This window comes from Lacrimispora indolis DSM 755 (assembly GCF_000526995.1).
GTDB lineage: Bacteria > Bacillota > Clostridia > Lachnospirales > Lachnospiraceae > Lacrimispora > Lacrimispora indolis.
On the sequence record NZ_AZUI01000001.1, the window covers coordinates 3421725 to 3439945 of the forward strand.

19 protein-coding genes and 1 pseudogene are annotated in these 18221 nt (G+C 39.5%); 15 read left to right on the forward strand and 5 right to left on the reverse strand.

The window, feature by feature from the left end:
• Nucleotides 1-50 precede the first annotated feature (50 nt).
• Complete coding sequence (locus K401_RS0116415; RefSeq protein ID WP_024293969.1) at nt 51-1430, reverse strand: aminotransferase-like domain-containing protein; 1380 nt, start codon at nt 1428-1430, stop codon at nt 51-53.
• 25 nt (nt 1431-1455) lie between these two features.
• On the reverse strand, nt 1456-1890 hold the full coding sequence (locus K401_RS0116420) for a phosphotransferase enzyme family protein (RefSeq protein WP_024293970.1): 435 nt from the start codon (nt 1888-1890) through the stop codon (nt 1456-1458).
• A 1010-nt stretch (nt 1891-2900) separates the two neighbouring features.
• On the opposite strand from K401_RS0116420, the gene spoIVB reads away from it, so the two are divergent.
• From spoIVB to K401_RS0116475, 10 genes are all read left to right on the forward strand, one after another.
• Nucleotides 2901-4175, forward strand: coding sequence for a SpoIVB peptidase (spoIVB, locus tag K401_RS0116425; RefSeq protein ID WP_024293971.1), 1275 nt, complete (start codon nt 2901-2903; stop codon nt 4173-4175).
• A gap of 528 nt (nt 4176-4703) precedes the next feature.
• A complete protein-coding gene (gene spo0A / locus K401_RS0116430) occupies nt 4704-5510 on the forward strand; it encodes a sporulation transcription factor Spo0A (protein ID WP_024293972.1) in 807 nt (268 codons plus the stop codon).
• 97 nt (nt 5511-5607) lie between these two features.
• The gene (gene glgA, locus K401_RS0116435; protein WP_024293973.1) at nt 5608-7053 is read left to right on the forward strand and encodes a glycogen synthase GlgA; all 1446 of its coding nucleotides are present in this window, start codon (nt 5608-5610) and stop codon (nt 7051-7053) included.
• A gap of 37 nt (nt 7054-7090) precedes the next feature.
• Entirely contained in the window at nt 7091-7660 is a 570-nt protein-coding gene (locus tag K401_RS0116440) for an HD domain-containing protein (protein WP_024293974.1), read from the forward strand.
• Between the two features lie 13 nt (nt 7661-7673).
• On the forward strand, nt 7674-8132 hold the full coding sequence (locus K401_RS0116445; protein WP_024293975.1) for a divergent PAP2 family protein: 459 nt from the start codon (nt 7674-7676) through the stop codon (nt 8130-8132).
• Between the two features lie 203 nt (nt 8133-8335).
• Nucleotides 8336-8893 carry a putative ABC transporter permease gene (locus K401_RS0116455; RefSeq protein ID WP_024293976.1) on the forward strand — a complete coding sequence of 186 codons (558 nt, stop codon included), beginning with the start codon at nt 8336-8338 and terminating at the stop codon, nt 8891-8893.
• Between the two features lie 159 nt (nt 8894-9052).
• A complete protein-coding gene (locus K401_RS0116460; protein ID WP_024293977.1) occupies nt 9053-9649 on the forward strand; it encodes a Maf family protein in 597 nt (198 codons plus the stop codon).
• Nucleotides 9646-10431: a Cof-type HAD-IIB family hydrolase gene (locus K401_RS0116465; RefSeq protein WP_024293978.1), complete on the forward strand. Its 786-nt coding sequence runs from the start codon at nt 9646-9648 to the stop codon at nt 10429-10431. The genes K401_RS0116460 and K401_RS0116465 overlap by 4 nt, the downstream gene beginning before the upstream one ends.
• 23 nt (nt 10432-10454) lie before the next feature.
• The gene (locus K401_RS0116470; RefSeq protein ID WP_024293979.1) at nt 10455-11426 is read left to right on the forward strand and encodes a peptidylprolyl isomerase; all 972 of its coding nucleotides are present in this window, start codon (nt 10455-10457) and stop codon (nt 11424-11426) included.
• 13 nt (nt 11427-11439) lie between these two features.
• Complete coding sequence (locus K401_RS0116475) at nt 11440-11688, forward strand: hypothetical protein (RefSeq protein ID WP_242842315.1); 249 nt, start codon at nt 11440-11442, stop codon at nt 11686-11688.
• A 69-nt stretch (nt 11689-11757) separates the two neighbouring features.
• Here K401_RS0116475 and K401_RS0116480 read toward each other — a convergent pair whose 3' ends face one another.
• Genes K401_RS0116480 through K401_RS0116490 form a run of 3 tightly spaced genes read right to left on the reverse strand, consistent with a single transcriptional unit; the run spans nt 11758 to nt 14362 of the window.
• Nucleotides 11758-12327, reverse strand: a complete 570-nt coding sequence (locus K401_RS0116480; protein ID WP_024293981.1) for an accessory gene regulator ArgB-like protein — start codon at nt 12325-12327, stop codon at nt 11758-11760.
• A gap of 33 nt (nt 12328-12360) precedes the next feature.
• A complete protein-coding gene (locus tag K401_RS0116485; RefSeq protein ID WP_166435277.1) occupies nt 12361-13644 on the reverse strand; it encodes a sensor histidine kinase in 1284 nt (427 codons plus the stop codon).
• Nucleotides 13645-13654: 10 nt separating this feature from the next.
• Nucleotides 13655-14362, reverse strand: a complete 708-nt coding sequence (locus K401_RS0116490) for a LytR/AlgR family response regulator transcription factor (RefSeq protein WP_024293983.1) — start codon at nt 14360-14362, stop codon at nt 13655-13657.
• Between the two features lie 359 nt (nt 14363-14721).
• Between K401_RS0116490 and K401_RS34335 the strand changes: the two are divergent.
• The 5 genes and pseudogenes from K401_RS34335 to K401_RS34230 form a co-directional block, all read left to right on the forward strand.
• Nucleotides 14722-14883, forward strand: a pseudogene (locus K401_RS34335) (IS30 family transposase); the annotation flags it as partial.
• A 318-nt stretch (nt 14884-15201) separates the two neighbouring features.
• Complete coding sequence (locus tag K401_RS32455) at nt 15202-15345, forward strand: cyclic lactone autoinducer peptide (RefSeq protein ID WP_084492907.1); 144 nt, start codon at nt 15202-15204, stop codon at nt 15343-15345.
• A gap of 365 nt (nt 15346-15710) precedes the next feature.
• Nucleotides 15711-16598: a DMT family transporter gene (locus K401_RS0116500; RefSeq protein ID WP_024293984.1), complete on the forward strand. Its 888-nt coding sequence runs from the start codon at nt 15711-15713 to the stop codon at nt 16596-16598.
• Nucleotides 16599-16625: 27 nt separating this feature from the next.
• Nucleotides 16626-17567 (forward strand): B12-binding domain-containing radical SAM protein, encoded by a 942-nt coding sequence (locus K401_RS0116505; protein WP_024293985.1) that lies wholly within the window; start codon nt 16626-16628, stop codon nt 17565-17567.
• The gene (locus tag K401_RS34230) at nt 17548-17964 is read left to right on the forward strand and encodes a thioesterase domain-containing protein (protein ID WP_024293986.1); all 417 of its coding nucleotides are present in this window, start codon (nt 17548-17550) and stop codon (nt 17962-17964) included. The genes K401_RS0116505 and K401_RS34230 overlap by 20 nt, the downstream gene beginning before the upstream one ends.
• Nucleotides 17965-18221 lie beyond the last annotated feature (257 nt).

Genomic DNA, 18221 nt, shown 5'->3' on the forward strand with positions numbered 1-18221 from the left:
TATATCGTCCATCGGTGAGCCATACAATATAATAATTGTATGGCGTACAATTATTGCTCCAGTAATTCTTTCAGGATCCTCAGGCCTGTTTCAAGCTCCGTGATTGTTTCAGGCGCACAAACTGCCAGGCGCACCGCATGTTCCGGAGCCGTGGTTCCTACGGCAAATCGCTGGGCTGCGTATACTTGTACGCCTGCTAAACGCGCATTTCTTTCAAATTCCAAGCCGGAAATATTCCCAGGAAGTTTTAACCATCGAAATATACAGCAGAGATCTCCTTTACAATCCAGCTGATTCAAATATCTGTTTACAATCAGGTTGCGTTCTTTTGTATTTGTTCTGTGTCTTTGAATTATATCATCTAACAGACCAGATACGATGACTCTTGAAGACAGCTCTGTCATCAAAGGAGATACAGAGACGTTCAACGTATAAAGTGCCTCTGAGATTTCTGAGCGGTACAGAGGCGGTGAAGCAATATATGCCAGACGAAGCCCCGGAGCAACTGATTTTGAAAGGCTGGCTACATAAATGGTCCTATGGGGAACAAGGGATGCGACTGGAGTAATGGTTTCAGCCATAAACTGATAAGTGCCATCCTCAATGACAATCAAGTCATATTCATTTGCTATTCGGGCAATGTCCTTTCTTTTCTCCAATGACATGGTTTTTGCAGTAGGGTTGTGATGTGCCGGTATAACATAGATTCCTTTCATTCCGGAATTTTTGCAGGCATTAATAAGTGAATCCAGATCCATTTCATCGTTGTGCTGCTTTATGGGAATCAGCTGTATTCCCAATGCGGCAGCGCTGGTCTTAATGCCTGAATAGGTGTGAGCGTCGACGCCTATCCTGTCTCCATAATGAAATAAACCGGCTAGTATGGCTGTAAGCCCATTCTGTCCACCATTTGAAAATAGAATGTTTTCATGGGAAACTGCTAGGCCGCAGCGGGAAAGGAACCGTACGGCAGCATCTTTTTGCCATATTGTATCAGCAGGCCGGTTGTAGCTGAACCATTTACCGGCGTCGTGTTCGCTGAGCATTGTCTTTAATAATTCCAATAATAATTCATTTGAAGATTTTTCAGGGACCGTGGCCCCCATTTCAATTAACTTCCCGGTATTTCCCTCGCTTAATAAACGGTTGTTAGCCAGAGCGTCATATGACACAAAGGTTCCCCGCCCGATTGTGGAGGACAAGAGCCCCTTTAATTCACAAACACGAAAGGCTTTTGAAACAGTGCTCACATTGATGTCAAGATAATCAGCCAGCTCTCTTTGCGGAGGCAGTTTTGTTCCCGGCAATAACCGGCTTTTTATAATATCTTGCTCTAATTGACGGGCTAGCTGCAAATAGAGGGATTTTTGGCTTTTGTCTATAACAGGTTTCCATGACATGGGGTAGTTTTCAAAAGAGTTAAATGGCATAAAGTGACCTCCTTATACCATACAATTATAATATTGTTTGGTGCATAAGGCAATGAATATCATGTTTTTCCTGGAAGCAATGGAGTTGGATCCACCATGTTACTTCAAGGCACCACGTTAGGCGTAAGGAATTAAGTGCGTCAGAAAAATCAAGAGGCATGTGCTGAGAGTAGCCTTCTATAAACGAAATTATTTTATTTTTGCTTATGGTATTTTTATTTAATGTAAATGAAATCAAAGCCCGTCCAATATCTCTCCAGACATACCCATATCTATTCGTATCAAAATCAATAATTGCCGATACGTCATCACCGTTAAATAATATATTATCAGCAGCAAAGTCTGAATGAGTGATACCTTGCGGAAGGTTTGAAAAGAACTTATCGGATAATGTTTCCAAAATGGGCTTTTGCAAATTTACTGCCTGAATATACTCCTCAAGTCCGCTTGACAATTTCATTTTATGTCACAGTCATGAATAATGATTACTGAAAATCAGCAGGGGTCAGGGCTGACTCCAGCCACCACATTTACAAAATAGGATACTTATTTTTTATGAGTGCTCTTCAAAATATATCATACCGGAAAGAAAATGAAACGAATAAAATAGAACATTTTAACTGATATTGTAGCAATATTTGTGATGCCGGACCTCTGAAAACTGCACTGTAACGAGTTATGCAGAAATATAAGAAAGTGTAAAAAAACCTCTGATTTAGACCGCCCTTTTGAGGGATTTGTAGTCATTTATAAATCTCAGTTCACCTATTTTATCAATAAAAAATTAAAAATTGGAGATTATAATTATAAATAAAATGATGATTCCAAAAGGGATAGAATAAAGATTGTTTTATCACAGAAAAAGGCTTTATACCAACATAGAGTAACTGAAAATTTTTCAAAGAAAAGTAAGGCACCCTGGAAAAATATGTAAGTCATAATGCGAAACATTCTCATGAAAGAAACTGTTCACCTGGACAATTTAACCAGACAATATTCAGCCGGGCAGCTGCAGGCTGTCGCCGGAATTATCCAAAGCCTGAGTCTCATAAAGCCTGACAAGTATATAGAACCTGGAAAATACGTCAATAGGTTCCGACTGTTTAGAAGGAGTTTCATCCTATTTTATTAAACTTTTGTGGACAAAAAGGAAATGCAATTAATAAAATGCGGGAATATGGTGCATCATCCTTTTTGTGAGAATTAATTTTAGTTTGTATCCTACGGACGGATTATCATGTGTTTCCAAGGTATGTCTTTATAACTGAAAAAGCCATATCTGAAATACAAAAAAATATCCCTGCCGAATCAAGCAAAATGCGTAAAAAGATTTTCATTCTGTTGCAATAGCTGCCACCGAAAGAAAATAGTTACAACTAAAATATGACAGTGTGATTTAATTAATTTCTCACATACTAAGAGAGGAGCAAAAAAATTGTCTCCTTTCATTCACCTAAGGAGGTATGTGAGATGGGAAAAAATAAAATTCATAGGATTATTATAAGAGCATTTTGGATCAGCTTGATCTTTTGCATCGGATTTTCCTGGTTCTATATGAAGCGGGTAATTCCTGACAAACTGAATATTGTTGCACAGGAAGAAGAACAGTTTCATTTCTCCATGCCTTTTGATGTGACGCTGTATTCCGACAGCGAGGAAGTGGTATTAAATAACGGATCAAATATCCCTTCCGATCAGATCCATCTTCAGGTAAACCAGCCATTTTCCGTATATTCGGAAAATCAGGGAAGCTACAAGCTGGGGCTGAAGCTATTTGGATGGATTCAATTAAAAGATATACAGGTGAATGTAGTAGATACCAAATATGCCATTCCATGCGGCACTCCCATTGGGATCTACTTAAAATCAGATGGTATCATGGTGATCGGTACCGGAGATGTAACAAAAAAAGACGGAATGGTTGTGGAACCGGCCTTCGGGATTCTTCAGTCCGGAGATTACATCGAGGCCATCAATGGAACACCTTTAAAGGACAAGGAAGCGCTGATGAGTGAACTGAGCAAAATCGGCCCTACCGAGGCAGTGTTAAAAATCAGACGGAACGGGGAAACCATTGATGTAAAAATGAATCCCACGGAAGCGGAAGACGGAACCTATAAGCTGGGTGTCTGGGTGCGGGATGATACTCAGGGAATCGGCACCATGACCTATGTGGATATGAACGGTCAGTTCGGCGCATTGGGTCATGGAATCAGCGACAGCGATACCGGTAATGTGGTGCAGATCACAGATGGAGCACTATATGAAACAGCGATCCTTGGAATTGAAAAGGGAACCTTTGGAAAGCCGGGAGTGATGAGCGGCATCATCTACTACGGACCAGGTTCTACTCTTGGTACCATCAGCGCCAATACGGAAGAAGGAATATTTGGAAGTGTAAATGACAGATTTAAGCAGAGTCTGGCGCAGGATGCCATTCCCATCGGCTACCGGCAGGATGTGAAGAAGGGAACGGCCCACATCAGAAGCGATGTATCCGGTAAGGTCCGGGATTATGAGATTGAGATACAGCGAGTGGATTATTCCACAACTCATAAAAGCAAGGGAATGGTGATCAAGGTCACTGACCCGGATCTTCTGGCCCTGACCGGAGGAATTGTTCAAGGCATGTCAGGAAGCCCCATTATTCAGGATGGCAAGCTGATCGGAGCCGTTACCCATGTGTTCATCCAGGACTCAACAAGAGGATATGGGATCTTCATAGAAAACATGATCAATCACTGAGTCTGACAACAAGGAAAGAAAAGAACCGGAGCGTAAATATTTGCAGCGCCGTTCTTTTCTTTTTCACATTTTAGTTTAAAAATAATTGTTACGGCAGATTTTCGAGAAAGAACTGAGATTTTCGGTGTTTTATACAAGAAATATACAGAAATATTTCGTTTAATCGTCGAAATGTAGTAATTAAAGTTACAAAAAATGCCATATTTTATAATTAATGCTTTTCATAGTAATTATAATGTGTTAATATAGAAATCGTGGGATGGAAGATTTCGGGATTTTTTTGCCGACAAGGAGTTTCAATTTTCAACACCGGCAAAAAATAAGAGGTCCGGCAGGGACCCGTACCGGGGTAGGCCTTTTCGACCTCTGGCGCATTTTGAGAAAAAAATATTCCGGAAATCAAATTAAAAGCAGTTCTTTTTGTCGAATAATGCGATAGAATCCCGTTGCGACATGAGCTAGGGCAAGACTATAATGGCTTTACACTAGTTTTAATCTATTTTGAAGAATCAGAAGGAGAGTATCAATATGTCAGAAATCAGTATTGCGATTGCGGATGATAACCTGCAGACATTAAATCTGCTGAACGATATACTGGAGGGAGAGGAGGACTTTCACGTCGTTGGAAGAGCGGATAATGGCGAAGACGCTTATAACATGATCCTCAAAACAAATCCGGATGTTGTCTTATTGGATGTGATTATGCCGAGAATGGACGGAATAACGGTAATGGAACGTGTACGCGGAAACGGCGCCGTTACAAAGATTCCGTCATTTATCATGGTCACAGCGGCAGGAAGTGAGAATATTACAGAAGATGCGTTCCGAATGGGAGCAAATTACTACATAATGAAGCCGTTTAATAAGGATATTATCGTCGACAAGGTACGAAGAGTAGGACAGAGGAAGTCGAAGGCTCCCAGCCTTCAGGGGATGAAAAAGGTAAAACCTTATGTCAATAAAACAGAGTACATGGAACAGAACCTGGAAAATGATGTCACTCAAATGCTTCATGAAATAGGAATTCCGGCGCATATTAAGGGATATCAGTATTTGAGGGATGCCATTGTCATTTCCGTGCAGGACCAGGAAATGCTCACCTCTGTCACAAAGATACTTTACCCTTCCATTGCAAAGAAACATCAGACAACTCCCAGCAGAGTGGAACGCGCCATCCGCCATGCCATTGAAGTGGCCTGGAGCCGGGGAAAGATGGATACTATTAATGAATTGTTTGGGTATACGGTGAGCACAGGCAAAGGCAAGCCTACGAATTCAGAATTCATAGCTTTGATTGCCGATAAAATAAGGCTGGATTATAAAAAACTTTCTTAATTTGTAAAATTTAATACTTCCTTATTTCCTTAAAATGCAGTATACTAGAGGAAAATCGACAATGCCCCCAGGGGAAAAGGATAAGGGAGGTTTTTGGATGAAGAAGATATTATTCGTTGCATCAGAGGCAGTACCTTTCATTAAAACAGGAGGGCTTGCAGATGTTGTGGGATCCCTTCCAAAATGCTTTGATAAAGAGTTTTTTGATGTAAGAGTCATGATTCCCAAATACCTGTGCATCAAGGAAGATTTAAGAGACCAGATGACCTATGTCGATCATTTTTATATGGATTATCTGGGGCAGAGCAGGTATGTAGGAATTCTTCAGTATGTTCAAGAGGGGATTACCTTTTACTTTATCGATAACGAAGGATATTATGATGGTTCCAAGCCTTATGGTGACTGGTACAGTGACCTGGAAAAGTTTTGCTTTTTCTCCAGAGCAGCCTTGTCAGCACTCCCTGTGATCGGATTTCAGCCGGATGTGATACACTGTCATGACTGGCAGACAGCCCTTGTTCCTGTTTTATTAAAGGACCGTTTTCATGAAGGAGAATTTTTTCAGGGCATGAAATCCGTGATTACGATTCACAATTTGAAGTTTCAGGGCGTATGGGATGTTAAGACCATACAGAAGTTTACCTGCCTGCCGGATTACTATTTTACGCCGGATAAGCTGGAAGCTTATAAGGATGGCAATCTGTTAAAGGGCGGCATTGTTTACGCCGATGCCATTACTACGGTCAGCGATACGTATGCGGAAGAAATCAAGATGCCGTTTTACGGGGAAGGCCTTGACGGCCTTATGCGTGCACGTGCAGGCAGCCTCAGGGGAATTGTTAACGGCATTGATTACGAGGAATTCGATCCGGAAACTGATCCGTATATTGAAAAGAATTATAACTTAAAGAATTTCCGTAAGGAGAAGGTGAAGAATAAACGGGCTTTGCAGCAGGAGCTGGGGCTGAATCAGGATGATAAGAAGTTTATGATTGGCATTGTTTCCAGACTGACAGACCAGAAGGGACTGGATCTGATCCAGTGCGTGATCGATGAGTTGTGTCAGGATGACATCCAGTTGGTAGTTCTCGGAACCGGGGAAGAGCGGTATGAGAATATGTTTCGCCATTATGCATGGAAATACCAGGATAAGGTTTCTGCTAATATCTATTATTCAGAGGCAATGTCCCACAAGATTTATGCAGCCTGTGATGCCTTTCTTATGCCCTCTCTGTTTGAACCATGCGGCTTAAGTCAGCTAATGGCTCTCCGTTACGGCACTGTCCCCATTGTGAGGGAGACCGGCGGGTTAAAGGATACGGTAGAGCCTTATAATGAGTTTGAGAACCGGGGAACCGGCTTCTCCTTCGCCAATTACAACGCTCATGAAATGCTGGGTATCATCCGGTACGCTAAAATCGTATATTACGATAAAAAACGAGAGTGGAACAAAATCATTGACCGCGCCATGACAAAGGATTACTCATGGAAAACTTCAGCCATGAAGTATCAGGAACTCTATGATTGGCTGATTGGCTATTAAGCCATTCATTGATCAGGAAAGAAGCGATTGAATTAAGATGGAAAATATGCATTTTACCCGGGAAGAAAGAGAAGAAGCTATCCGATGGGCAGAAGATTCTTCCTGGGTGGTACGGGAAGATTACCGCGAGGATCCCGATTATATGGACTGCGTAAAGGATATTATAGACAGTCCGGTGTTTCAGTCCATGGATGATTATATGCAGCATGGCGACACTACCTGTAAGGCCCATTGCATTAAAGTGTCTTATATGGGCTACTGCATTTGCAGGAAGCGGGGCTGGGATTATGCAGAGGTTGCCAGAGCCGGCCTTCTTCATGACTTGTTTTTGTACGACTGGCATACCCACGCAAAGGAAACCGGGGAGCACTTCCATGGTTTTACTCACCCCCGGACTGCATTGAACAATGCAGTAAAACATTTTGAATTAACAGAAAAAGAGAAAGATATGATTTTGCGTCACATGTGGCCGCTGACCCCCATTCCTCCAAAAAGCCGGGAGGGAATGGTGATCATTTATTCAGATAAATTTTGCGGTCTGATTGAAACAGTGTCCAGGATCAAGCGTTGGATCTTATTCGGTTTTGGAAAGAAAAGCGCTGCATAAGACGGAGGAAACCATGACATTTTGGGAAGATTTACTTGGGAATCAGGTCCTGATCACTGCAGTTGCCGGCTGGCTGGTAGCACAGGTTTTAAAGACGATCATCGATCTGGCCCTTAACAAAAACTTTAATCCGGAGAGGCTTGTGGGATCTGGGGGAATGCCCAGCTCCCATTCCTCAACGGTATGTGCATTATCGACCGCCGCCATCTACCGCTATGGCGTCGGTTCTTTTGAGTTTGCGGTCTGTTTTGTCCTTTCCATGATAGTTATGTACGATGCCATGGGAGTGCGCAGGGAAACAGGAAAGCAGGCCAAGCTGTTAAACAGCATTCTTCTGGAAAACCCATTTGAGCTTAAAGGAGAAATATTACAGGAAAAGCTTAAGGAATATGTGGGACATACCCCTCTCCAGGTGGCTGCAGGAGCGATTTTAGGAATCCTGCTGGCATTTTTTATTTCACAGTATTATTAGTTGAATACAGCAGAAAGCATCCGGGTATTTGACCGCTGGGACAGTTGGCAAGGCCAGGGGAGCCTGATTTTAATTCGTTTCATCCACGGAAAGAAAGAAGAAAGTTTTCTGGGAATCGTAAGAAAATAGTCCTTGATTTCTTAAGATATCCATATTATACTTTAACAAGTTAAAAAATTGTTAAAATTGGAGGTAAAATGGATATGTCAATTTATCATAGGATAAACTGTTTTTTCCTATTCAGCCTTTTGGGATACCTTCTTGAATGTGCCGTACTTAGTTATGAGAATAAAAGGCCTGTTCTAAATCGCGGATTCGGACACGGACCATTCTGTATTATTTATGGATTTGGCTCCATGGGAGCGATGATCCTGCTCAAGCCTCTTGCAGGCAATCCGGTTCATCTTTATTTCGCCGCAATGGTTATGGCTACCTTTATGGAGCTTGTCACAGCTCATATGATGATAAAGCTGTTCGGTTCATTCTGGTGGGATTACAGTCAGAAGTTGTTTAATTACAAAGGAATCATCTGTCTGGAAAGCAGTATTGCGTGGGGATTTCTGGGAATTTTTTATTTCCGCTTCCTCAATGGGTTTGTCAATCAGATGGCAGGAATGGTTCCGGGGAATTTTGAACGGTTGGTGGCAATGAGCCTTTTGATTTTCTATTTGGCTGATTTCATATACACCATGAGGATGCAGCTTCGGGCTGACTGTGAAGACGATGATACGTCCATGATTGGGCGTTTGAAAGTATATTGATGATTGGCGGGATTCGATATGGGTCCCGCTTATTTGCTATTTTATGCCATGAAAGCAATGAGCCTGAGCGCTTGCTCTCAAGGCGAAGGTTGATTGTTGATCATGTGCTCTTTGGCACATGATACCATAACGTTTGTAGAAGTGACTTGGAGGTTTTAGATGGACAGGATAAAAAGGCTGGTGCTGGCTTCGGCCTCACCAAGAAGGAAGGAGCTTTTGGCTCAGATCGGGATAACGCCGGAGATCGTACCCAGCACTATAGATGAGATGATTACCACAGATGTGCCAGAGGAAGCGGTGATGGAGCTGTCCCGGCAAAAGGCAGAAGACGTTGCCGCCCGGCAGAAGCCTGGTACTTGTGTCATCGGTGCGGACACTGTGGTTGCAGCAGGCGGTGAAATCCTGGGAAAGCCGGCCAGCCACCAGGAGGCTTACCGGATGATCTCCATGATAGAGGGAAGGACGCATCAGGTATACACAGGGGTTACCCTGGTCTATTGTGGGCAGAAGGGCAATAGGGTAAAAACATTTGTGGAAAAAACAGATGTCCGTCTGTATCCAATGTCTGATGAGGAAATCAAAGCCTATTCAGACGGAGCGGAGCCCATGGACAAGGCGGGAGCCTATGGAATACAGGGAAAGTTTGCAGCTTTTATTAAAGGGATTGACGGCGATTATAATAATGTAGTAGGATTGCCTGTAGGACGTGTGTACCAGGAGATAAAGGAGATGTTTAAACAGGAGGAAAAGGAATGATTAAACTGATTGCATCAGATATTGACGGGACTCTGGTGACGGATGGAAGCCACGAGCTGAATCCTGAGCTTTATGACGTGATTTTAAAGCTGCGGGCGAAAGGAATACAGTTTGCCGCGGCCAGCGGACGCCAGTGGCTCAGCATAGAATCCATATTTGGCCCCATCAGGGAAAAGGTGTTCTATCTTTCGGATAACGGCGCTTATGTGGGCTGCCATGGAAGAAGCCTGTTCATCAATACCATTGAGCGTAAGACGGTCATGGATATGGTGGAAGATGTAAGGAATATGGATGGGCTTGAAGTGATGATCTGCGGACCTGATATGATTTATACGGAGTCAAAAGATGAGGAATTTCTGGACTGGATTGTAAACGGCTACCGGTTCCATGTGAAGCAGGTGGAGGAGTTGACCAAGGTGGACTCTGAATTTATCAAGGTTTCCGTATACCGTAAAACAGATGTGGAGGCTCATACCAGAATCCTGAGGGAAAAGTATGCGGACCGCCTTAAAATAACCATAGCAGGAGACATGTGGATGGACTGCATGAGGCCGGGAATCAATAAAGGCCAGGCTGTGAAGCTTCTTCAGGACAGCCTGGGGATCAAACCGGAGGAGACCATGGCCTTTGGTGATCAGTTAAATGATGTTGAGATGCTAAAACAGGCGTATTACAGCTTTGCCGTAGGAAATGCCAGGGAAGAAGTAAAGGCTGTGGCCAGATTTCAGGCGGACACCAATGTAAATGACGGAGTATTGAAAATACTGAAGCTGCTGCTTTAAGCAGCATAAAGAGAGGGATGCTCATGAAAGGTCAACTTAAGAGTGCAAGAAGGGTTCTTCTGGCTGCTGCAGCGGCAATTGCCCTGCTGTCCGGCTGCAAGGCTGATATCCCCCTTGTTTCTGAAACGTCAACCACAAAGGCGTATACCCTGCCGCAGTCCATGATGATCCTGGCTACAGAAAGGAACCAGTATCAGCGGATCTATACCAGCCAGATCTGGGGAGTGGATTTACCCGACGGCCAGACCTTTGAAACCTATCTGGTGGATCAGGTAAAGGAATTTCTCCAGGAAATGAAAATGATGAATCTTCTGGCCCGGAATAAGGGAGTCACCTTAACCAGCGCGGAAAAGGAAGAGGTGCGTAAGGCATCGGAGGAGTATTTCGATTCCCTGACAGCTGATGATATCTCTTACATGGGAGCCACGGAAGAGGATGTGAGGACCATGTATGAGGAATATTACTTATCCAACAAGGTGGTTGATGAACTGACAAAGGACATGAATTTAGAGATCAGTGACAGCGAAGCCAAGGTGATCGTTGTGGAGCAGATCGTTTTGTCCGATGGAACCGAGGCCGGTGATGTGCTTTTAAAGGCAGGGGCCGAGGGGGCTGACTTTTCCGCACTTGCCAGGGAATATTCGGAGGATGGAACCATTGAACGCCAGGTGGGAAGAGGGGAGAATCCAGGCCCCTACGAGGACGCCGCCTTTTCTCTTTCCGCAGGTCAGATCAGCCAGGTGGTGGAGAATAAGGGCAAATACTATATCATACGGTGTGTGAACGATTATGACGAAGATGCCACCCAGGAGAGGAAATCAGGGTTATACCGGAAACGGAAGAAGGAAGTCTTTGATCAGATCTATTCCCAGTTTAAGAATGAAAATCCGGTCACCTTCAGCAGTGAAATCTGGAAGGATGTAAAATTCTCCAAGGATGACAGGACAACTACCACGAACTTTTTTGAAATCTACAAAAAGTATTTTTCTGATTAACCAAAGGGGAAGGATGGGGAAACCACAGATGAAGCCGGAAGAATATGATAGAACGAAAGGGCGCAGCCGCAGGCGCAGAAGAAACCGCAGACGGGAGATCCTTATGGGGATCCTGCGGTTTATCCTTGCCCTGTTTCTGATCGCCGGACTGACTGCAGGAGGTGTGTTTGGATACCGGTACTGGGAGGGCAGCAAAACTTCTGATTCACTTTTGGAAACCAGCCGGGAAGTGGTTCCGGAGACCATGGGGGAATCACAATAAGGGAAAGGGGAAATCAGACTGATGATTTCCCCTTTTCTGGGTTGTAAGAGGAGGAAAAGCTTACTTAAGTTATTTAGATATATATTTTATTTTTCCCAATATAAGCATAAATGCAGAAGTACATATTGACATGGTAATGCAGATAGAAACAGGAACTTGTCCAATGAAATTTGCAAGTAAGGTTATGACTGCCAAAATCAGTAAAACAATATTTGAACGTTTTTTAAAAATATATTGTTCTTTTACATCCAGCCGTTTGTTTTCGTCTTCCAGCGGGGCCAGCGCTAAGATGAGGATACCTGATAGAATGACGCTGATGACAATGCTGATATTGTTCCACTCAACGAACTTTATAAGGCTGAGAACAACACATATGAGGGCAACAGAGAATAGATAACATCCTGTCTGAGTACGGGCATGGTATCCTCCGGCATAGGACCGCAGAAAACCATATGCTATTGTAAAGACAATTCCCTGCCAGAGCATTTGAAACAAACAGCTTATTGCTATGACAGTTGCAAAATTAAATAATAAGATTGCACCTTGCCAGATACCATAAGAATATAAATCTTTATCCTCGTCTTTAATAATTTGATGTAACACCAGTTTTTCAGTCAGTTTATTTGCAAATTGTTCCATTCGCGCCTCTTTTCCGGTCATAAAATATAACCTCTAGGGTTGTACGTACATAAGGATTTTAACAGTAAAAGTTTTGTCCGTATTGGTTATCTGCATAGCTCCATCATATTTTTGTATTGCTGCTTTAACACTTTTTATTCCGAGACCGTGATTCGCCTGATCACTTTTGCGTGAAATAAAAAAGTCATCGCTCTTTTTCAAAATGCCATCAAATGAGTTGCTGATTTTAAGAATTAAGCGGCCCTTTGTATATATCATGTCAATGTTGATCCACCGATCTGATTCTATTGTTGACACAGCTTCCATGGAATTGTCGATTAAGTTCCCCAGAATTACGGCAAGATCAAATGAGGAAATGGAAAGTTTGGCAGGTACCAGGATTTTTGTGGACACTTTAATTTTTTCTTTTTCCGCATGTTGTAACTTGAAATTTATGATACTGTCTAAGTCGCTGTTTCCGGATATAATCTGCCCGTAATTTCCGCTGCAAGTTTCGGTTAATTCAGAAATGCGTTCAATTAATTCTTCGTTTTTTCCTGAGATCGCTAAGCCATAGATCGGTGACAGTTTATTTTTTAAATCATGGCGAAAGATCTTTATATTTTCCAGTGATGATTTCATCAATTCAATCTGGTGTTCATAATATTTGTTTTGTTCTTCCACCAGCCGCTTATTCATTTGTTCAAGCATAAAATTGGAAATACAGTCGTACAGGTAAAAGGTTACAATATTGATGATAAAAACAATTCCAATGCTTGCGGTGATATAAATGGATGGTACTGAATTTCCTGAGAAAATAATAAGAAGTAAAATAATTGTTCCAAAAGGAACTAAAATTAAGCTTATCCAATAAATGAAAGGGAGCGGGTACTCGTTTTTTACGTGCATAAAGCCTTGCACCAGGAGTACGAAAGCGTAAGACACAATCCGTATGCTGATGATGCCAAATTCCGATTTATGCTGAAATGAGGCAAAAAGGTCCGCCCCGGGAAAATCTGTCAAGAAGACGATAGTCGTTTCTATGCACATTAGAGAAAGAAAAATTATGAATGCTGATAACAAGGCCTTTTTTAAACTTCCACGATAGAGGCAGGTTAATCCCAAGAGTAATAAAATCGTGGAAGTCATTACTATCAGAGGCTTTTTTATAGACATATAAATGCAAGCATTTAAAAGAAAGTATCCTATGTAAACAAACCACTCTATATTCCTGCTAAATTTAAATTCAGAATAAAAAATGTGAACGTATTTATAGATAACATATGCCATGAACAGATCGCTGAGCCAATATATAATTGCATATTTGTCAATACTCATTTGTTTTGCCTTATTCTCCATTTATTTGCAAATTTCTGATTTCTTGCCTTCTATTTCTGCTTATTGGAAGCACCGTACCGTTGGACATAACTACCTCCGAATATTTTAATACGGAAGCATGATTATAATTAATCAGATAAGAACGATGTATTTTTAAAAACGGATAGCTGGAGATATAAATTGAAACGTTATCCAGGTTCCCATAAAATAAATCTTCTTGTTTTGTCGTCACAATTTTCACTTTTCGGTTCAGACTTTCAAAATATAGAATATCACTTATTTTTGTTTTATAAATCTCGTAACCCTTTTGATATTGAAATAATCCGGCAGACTTTTGCATTCTTTCTTGTGTCAATTCCAGGGCACTAATTACAAAATGGTGCCTAATAGGCTTTTCAATAAAATTTAACGGTTGAACATCAAAAAGCTGCTTATAATATTGGTCTTTTCCTGAAATATATACGATTTCAGTTGTATAATTTTTCATAATTTTTCGTAACTGTTGGCCCACTTCGATCCCATTTGTTTTTCCTAATTCTATATCAAGATATATTAAATCAAAAGAATTACCTTGATTAAGATAATTTAAAATGCTTTCTCCTGAATAAAAAACATCTGTATTAATCTTTATACATTTTAGTTTTGAATAATTTATAATAATATCTTCCACTTGTGAACAAATAAACCGGTCGTCGTCACAAATTGCAATTTTTATCATGTTATACCTCTGTTTTCTCTCTTTTGTTCTGTTATGAAACTGATGAAGTTTAATACTTGTTATTATAAGGTTTGGAATTAAAACGTATTTGTAAGACTTTTATGTTATAACTTTATACAAGATATTAGCTGGATAAGGATTATAATAGTATAGATCTTACCCTTTTATTATCTGATTTTTATAAGGCCTCTTGTTATTATACCTTTTGACCTTCAAACTATTATATACTAAGTTTAGCATATTTCATAGACCTTACAACTTGATATGGAGGGAACAGGTGGGGAAAGGAGACACTATGGCTAAGTTTTTATCTTATGAAGACCGTTTGGAGATTTAAGGTGGACTGAAGGAGGATCTGACTTTTACATCATATCAATTCCTATAGAAGAAAAAAGCTGAATGGGAAAAGTCCGTATGAAGCATTCTGTTTTTATTATGGAAAAGACCTGGCTGATAAATTAGGATGCTACGAGGTTGCCGTCAACAGCATCAATTTAACACCAGGTCTTTTGAAAAAGTAGCAAGATAATCGGAACATGAAACCACCGGCTGGAACGAAAAGACAGATACCAGCAGACGTGAATTTCGGAGTACAAAATTTGTAAGCCAAAAGTGACGTCCGGTTTTTGTACGCAAAATCATCCTGTTACCAGAGATAATACCATGGAAAGCAAGAGAAAAACGGGAAGCTCGGATTGCAATTGAGCTTTCTTCATTTTTTATTAAGATAAAATTACAATTCACAACATTTAAATCTACCGTTCATTACATAGAATGAAATATTTTTTTAAATTATAATATGATGATGTTATCATAAGATGCCAAGGAGGGAAAGAGACATGAAGAAGCTTTTTATTAAATTGGGTGATATGCTGGCGTGTTTTGCTTTAATGGTCACAACTTTGAATATTAATACAACTTGTATGATGTATTCACATCAGCCAAAGATGCCTAAAAAGGCTCAGAGGTTACGCCGTTTTTAAATTTTTTTTTATTTATATTAAGAGAAAAATTTAAAAAAGCAAACAAAACGATTACTATGTTTAGGCCTATAAAAAATATCATCGATTATAATGGTAATTCTTGTGATTGTGTGCATTCTGCGGTCCCTGCCGGCCGCAGATGCATTGAACAGAGTCCGCTCGTCGGAGATCAATGGTAGAATAAAATTATCTGTTTTTTGGGTCAATGAGTTCAAAGATCTTTCTTGTGAAGTCCTGTTGAAATGGGTATTTCATTACAAACCCATTTGCGATGTCTACTGATTATTTCATATTTATTAAATTTTTGTATAAGGCAGTGTTCAGTTACATAATCAAATACAATTATAGATGGAAAGGAATGCCTTGTGAATAAAAATAAAATATCAATAAAGTTGTTATTTACAGTGTTTTTTTGGGGTGGAGCTGCAATAGCAGCTCAATTGTTATTACAAAACACCTCTCCGGGCATTGCTACTTTGTGTAGATTTGGTGTTGCTACACTTTTTTTATATTTCTTTGTAAGGATTCCAAATAAAAAAATTTCAATATCACCAAAGGGGCATATAAAGTATTTTATATTAGGGATATTAGGTATTACCATATGCTATTTTTTTTACTTCATTGGACTAAAACATAGCACGCCATTTAATGCAGCTTTGTTTGAAACTACCACTCCGTTATTAACATATTTATTATGTATGTTATTAAGACGGGAACGTTTTAATGGATTTAAGTTTATTGGTATTATTATTGCATATCTAGGAGTTGCAATCGTTACATGTAGAGGGAATATAAATAATTTGATTAAACTAGATTTGAATATTGGTGATCTATTACTTATTTTAAGTACTATTAGTCTGAGCTTTTATAACATATTATATAAAGACTACCATGAAAATATAACGGAAACATTAGAAACATATTATATATTCTTATACGGAGTAATTGGATTAATTCCTTGGGTTTTAATCGAAGGTATTCATAATGGGGGTTTTTATTTTGATATAAATATAGTTTCGATTTGCAGTGTTATTTTCCTGGCGGTGGGGTCTTCCGTGCTTGCTTATATTTTCTATAATCAAAGCATATCAGAGGTGGGGATATCAAATACTACAATATATATTAATATGGTTCCGGTAATCACAATAATTCTGTCAGTAGTAGTATTGAGACAGATACCGCATTGGTCTCAAGTTATTGGCGCATTAATTATTTTAATAGGGATGCTAGTCTCAAATAAAAAGATAAGCTAATTAAGAAAGAATTTAAGGAGGAATTACATGGATTGCATAGTGATTGGCGTAAATAATGTTGACTTTAATGGTTATGCCGAAAGGCAGAAAGTTTTTTCAAATAATACAGGTTCATTTGAGGAAGTGCTAACGAATTCTGTTCTGGTTGATGGAAGATATTATACTAGCATAGATTTTTTAAATATTATATTAAACAAAATAGAGAAGGGTCATCATTGGAATCTGGATGTTTTTAGAACCCCCAGTTTAGCAGTTTTTTACTTGACAACTTTTTTAAAAAGGCGTGGCTTTGAAGTGGAATATATCAATAGTTTTAATAATGATAAACATAAATTTAAAAATTATCTTAAAAAAGAAATTACCTGTGTTGCTATTACAACTACATTTTATGTTGAAGATACTCCGATTATTGAGATAATTAATTATATAAGGGAAGTTAATGAGGATATAAAAATTATAGTTGGTGGACCACGGTGCCTAGATATATATAATTCCTACAATGAGTCTAAGCGCAATGTCATTTGGAATTATATAGGAGCTGATTGCTATATAATAGAATCCCAGGGGGAGGAAACTCTTTGTAAATTGGTTGCAGCATTAAAAAAGAATAAGAATGCGGATTTATCTGAGATAGGGAATATAGTTTATAAGATACAAAAGGATTATACTTTTACATATGCCAACAAGGAAAACAACTGCTTAGATTCAGAAATCATTAATTGGGATTATTTTAAATCTCACGATTTTGTTCCCAGTGTATATATGAGAACTTCCAGAGGATGTTGTTATGCATGTACATATTGTACATATCCGGTTTTTTCAGGTAAATATGTTTGCAGTGATGTTAGTACAATTGAGAAAGAAATGGACATTCTTTATAGCAAAGGTGTCAAATATATAACATTCATTGAACCAAGTGTTAGGGTATCCCAACACACTGCCTCAATTTATGATTTTTTCTGGTTGTAAATTGCCGTGGGAATATGCAGACAATAATCTTATTTATACAGAAAGTAACTTATATAAGTATTTAATTGATGTAATTAAGTTGTCAGAGCCTATAAAAAACGATAATGCCATTTTGTCCTCTATTATAAAAGATTTAAAAAACGATTATGACTTGTTTAAAAGATATAAGAATTCTAATATACAAATTAATTGTAGTGGCTATATCTTTAGTGGCGAACAGGATAAACTTGTCAGTAATAAAAATATTCAAGCATGGGAGCGTGTATTTACTAGTAAACCTCAATATTATAGCTTTCCGGGAACTCATATGTTTATTAATGAAAATAAGGATCAGGTATGTAAAACGATTAATAAGATTATAGAAGAAAATATATTAGAAACTATGAACGAATTTTAGTTTACTATAGAATGTGGTTGATTGCTAGTAAGTAAATACATTTTTTTTTATTAACACAGAAAAACTTCCAGAAGATGAATTAAAACTGTTAAAGGATAATTAAATAACAACAATTCCAGCAATTTTGAACTTAACGAGAAGAGGACATTTGTAATGAAAGCTAGAGCTGTTGAAATATCATTCACTGAATCAGAAGTGGTTCGATAGGCTGTAAGAGCTATGCACTTCCCTTGATATTAACCGTGTGTTGGTGGAAC

What these genes read in the sequence shown, in the direction of transcription:
- K401_RS0116470 (WP_024293979.1), top strand. Translation starts at nt 10,455, where the DNA reads ATGAAAGGTCAACTTAAGAGTGCAAGAAGGGTTCTTCTGGCTGCTGCA.
- K401_RS0116420 (WP_024293970.1), bottom strand. Translation starts at nt 1,890, where the DNA reads ATGAAATTGTCAAGCGGACTTGAGGAGTATATTCAGGCAGTAAATTTG.
- K401_RS0116505 (WP_024293985.1), top strand. Translation starts at nt 16,626, where the DNA reads ATGGATTGCATAGTGATTGGCGTAAATAATGTTGACTTTAATGGTTAT.
- K401_RS0116455 (WP_024293976.1), top strand. Translation starts at nt 8,336, where the DNA reads ATGTCAATTTATCATAGGATAAACTGTTTTTTCCTATTCAGCCTTTTG.
- K401_RS0116415 (WP_024293969.1), bottom strand. Translation starts at nt 1,430, where the DNA reads ATGCCATTTAACTCTTTTGAAAACTACCCCATGTCATGGAAACCTGTT.
- K401_RS0116475 (WP_242842315.1), top strand. Translation starts at nt 11,440, where the DNA reads ATGGGGAAACCACAGATGAAGCCGGAAGAATATGATAGAACGAAAGGG.
- K401_RS0116485 (WP_166435277.1), bottom strand. Translation starts at nt 13,644, where the DNA reads ATGAGTATTGACAAATATGCAATTATATATTGGCTCAGCGATCTGTTC.
- K401_RS0116480 (WP_024293981.1), bottom strand. Translation starts at nt 12,327, where the DNA reads ATGGAACAATTTGCAAATAAACTGACTGAAAAACTGGTGTTACATCAA.
- K401_RS0116445 (WP_024293975.1), top strand. Translation starts at nt 7,674, where the DNA reads ATGACATTTTGGGAAGATTTACTTGGGAATCAGGTCCTGATCACTGCA.
- K401_RS0116440 (WP_024293974.1), top strand. Translation starts at nt 7,091, where the DNA reads ATGGAAAATATGCATTTTACCCGGGAAGAAAGAGAAGAAGCTATCCGA.
- K401_RS34230 (WP_024293986.1), top strand. Translation starts at nt 17,548, where the DNA reads ATGATTTTTTCTGGTTGTAAATTGCCGTGGGAATATGCAGACAATAAT.
- K401_RS32455 (WP_084492907.1), top strand. Translation starts at nt 15,202, where the DNA reads ATGAAGAAGCTTTTTATTAAATTGGGTGATATGCTGGCGTGTTTTGCT.
- K401_RS0116490 (WP_024293983.1), bottom strand. Translation starts at nt 14,362, where the DNA reads ATGATAAAAATTGCAATTTGTGACGACGACCGGTTTATTTGTTCACAA.
- glgA (WP_024293973.1), top strand. Translation starts at nt 5,608, where the DNA reads ATGAAGAAGATATTATTCGTTGCATCAGAGGCAGTACCTTTCATTAAA.
- K401_RS0116465 (WP_024293978.1), top strand. Translation starts at nt 9,646, where the DNA reads ATGATTAAACTGATTGCATCAGATATTGACGGGACTCTGGTGACGGAT.
- spoIVB (WP_024293971.1), top strand. Translation starts at nt 2,901, where the DNA reads ATGGGAAAAAATAAAATTCATAGGATTATTATAAGAGCATTTTGGATC.
- spo0A (WP_024293972.1), top strand. Translation starts at nt 4,704, where the DNA reads ATGTCAGAAATCAGTATTGCGATTGCGGATGATAACCTGCAGACATTA.
- K401_RS0116460 (WP_024293977.1), top strand. Translation starts at nt 9,053, where the DNA reads ATGGACAGGATAAAAAGGCTGGTGCTGGCTTCGGCCTCACCAAGAAGG.